Origin of the sequence: Microvirga calopogonii (assembly GCF_003347665.1) — a bacterium.
GTDB lineage: Bacteria > Pseudomonadota > Alphaproteobacteria > Rhizobiales > Beijerinckiaceae > Microvirga > Microvirga calopogonii.
Genome location: NZ_QDGA01000230.1, coordinates 1 through 1,916, shown reverse-complemented (window position 1 = coordinate 1,916; position 1,916 = coordinate 1). Strand labels below are relative to the sequence as shown.

General features: G+C 65.3%; 1 protein-coding gene and 1 pseudogene. Both read right to left on the bottom strand.

Annotation, left to right across the window (positions count from 1 at the left end; all coding sequences use genetic code 11):
- Positions 1-37: 37 nt before the first annotated feature.
- Positions 38-1,266: pseudogene (locus tag DDF70_RS36120) on the bottom strand (IS3 family transposase).
- Positions 1,267-1,405: 139 nt separating this feature from the next.
- Positions 1,406-1,916: IS3 family transposase (locus tag DDF70_RS36115; RefSeq protein WP_114949216.1), on the bottom strand; the 511-nt coding region annotated here is incomplete at its 5' end.

Sequence of the window (1,916 nt, the reverse complement as noted above, 5' to 3'; positions counted from 1 at the left end):
TGTACCGCCCGCAGTTTTTGAGACACCGGATTGAAGCCTACGCGGCGAGGGCCGCGGATGGAAGCTGGTTGTGCCGGACGGCTTTCGGCGTCTGAAATCCGTGCCGGGCTATCAGCCAGGTGGAGTTGTAGGTTTCTCGGAAGGTCAGCAGCGCCTGGCGCAACTCCTCGATGGTTTCGAACGAGCGCACCCACAGCAGGTTTTCCTTCAGGGTGCGGATGAACCGCTCCGCACAGCCATTGCCTTCAGGAGCCTGCACAAAGGCCGGCGAACTCTCGATCCCAAGGAACCGCAACTCGTCCTGGAATGCTCGCGACATGTATTGGCTGCCATGGTCGTGCCGGATCGACAGGCCTGAAGCAATCCCTTTGCTAAAGCCGCCAAAGTGCTCGCGTACGCCCTGGCGCAGCGGCTCGAGAGCTTCAAAGCGGGTGGCTTGGCGACTGGCATGAATGCCGACGCACTCGGCACTGTAGTGATCGACCGCCACGAACACGGCAGCTTGCCCTTCGCCAGTCCAAGCGGTGGTCATGTCGGTGCCCCACAGGGTGTCGATGGTTGCCGGAATGATCGTGCCGTCGTGGTTGCGCGGCCCACGCGGCGCCCCCATCCGGGACGGCGCCAGCAGGTCGTGCTCGCGCATCAGCCGCAACACACGGCGGAGCGAGGTGCGGATGCCCTTCAGGCGCAGGCGGGCCCAAACTTTCCGATGCCCCTCGCCATGGAACGGACTGGCGGCCAGGACGGCACGGATCTCGGTTGTGAGCACTGGATCGGACAGCGGTCCGACCGGGCCGCGGCGCCGCCGGTCCGTCTGCGGCTGACGCTGCCGGTAGACGCTCGCCCGGGCCACGCGCCAGATCCGGCAGACACGCGCCAAGCCATAGGGCCGGCCGCTGCTCGGCGAGAGGGCCCGGCTCATCGCCTCGACCTCCTCTGAGCTAAAGGGCGGCCGCCCTCCAGAAGGGCAATCTTGGCCTCCAGCAGCTCACGCTCCAGCAGCATCTCGCCGAGCCGGGCCTTGAGCCGCTCAGTCCCCAGCGCCTCACCGGTGGCCAGCCGGGTGGCGAGACTGGCCTCGCCGGCTGCCAGGAAAGCATCGCGCCAGCCGCTCAGCGTGGCGGCCGTCACGCCCAGGGAGCGCGAGACCGTGTCCAGATCCTCACCGCGCAGCAGCCGCAGAACCGCCTCGCGTTTGCGCTGGCGCGACATGCGCCCACCACGGCCCGGACCGGCCGCATCCTTCATCATCTCTGTCATCATCATCACCCTTCTGCGGATCCAGTCCGCTTATAGGATGTCTCAGGAAACTGTGGGGCGGAGGAGCGCGGCTCAGGGCGACGATCCTGGCCTCCATCTCGGCGCCGCGGCTCAGTGATCTTCCCCCGCTTGCGCGGACACCGGGTTAGCTCAATTTACGCTCGGCCTGTTCGGGTGTGAGATACCCGAGCGCCGAGTGGATGCGCTGCCGATTGTAGTAGCTCTCGATATAGCCGAACAGGTCCCGTCGTGCCTCCTCGCGGGTCGTCCAACGATGCTGATGAACCAACTCGACCTTCAAGGAATGGAAGAACGATTCCATTGGGGCATTGTCATAGCAGCAGCCCGTCCGGCTCATCGATGGCTTGGCGCTCATGCGAGCCAGTTGCTGGGCATACGCCTCTGCCGCGTATTGGCTGCCGCGGTCGCTATGATGAATGAGCCCTGGACCTGGTCGCTGCCGCTGGGCTGCCATGATCAGAGCGCCAAGGGTCAGCTCGGTGCGCATGTGATCGCGCATGGCCCAACCCACCACCTTCCGGGTGGCCAAATCCAGCACCGCGGCGAGATACAGCCAGCCCTCGCCCGTGGGAAGTGGAGTAAGAAGCGCGAATGCGCTTCTCCTCCCCGAACCGTACATGCACCTTTCAGCGCAT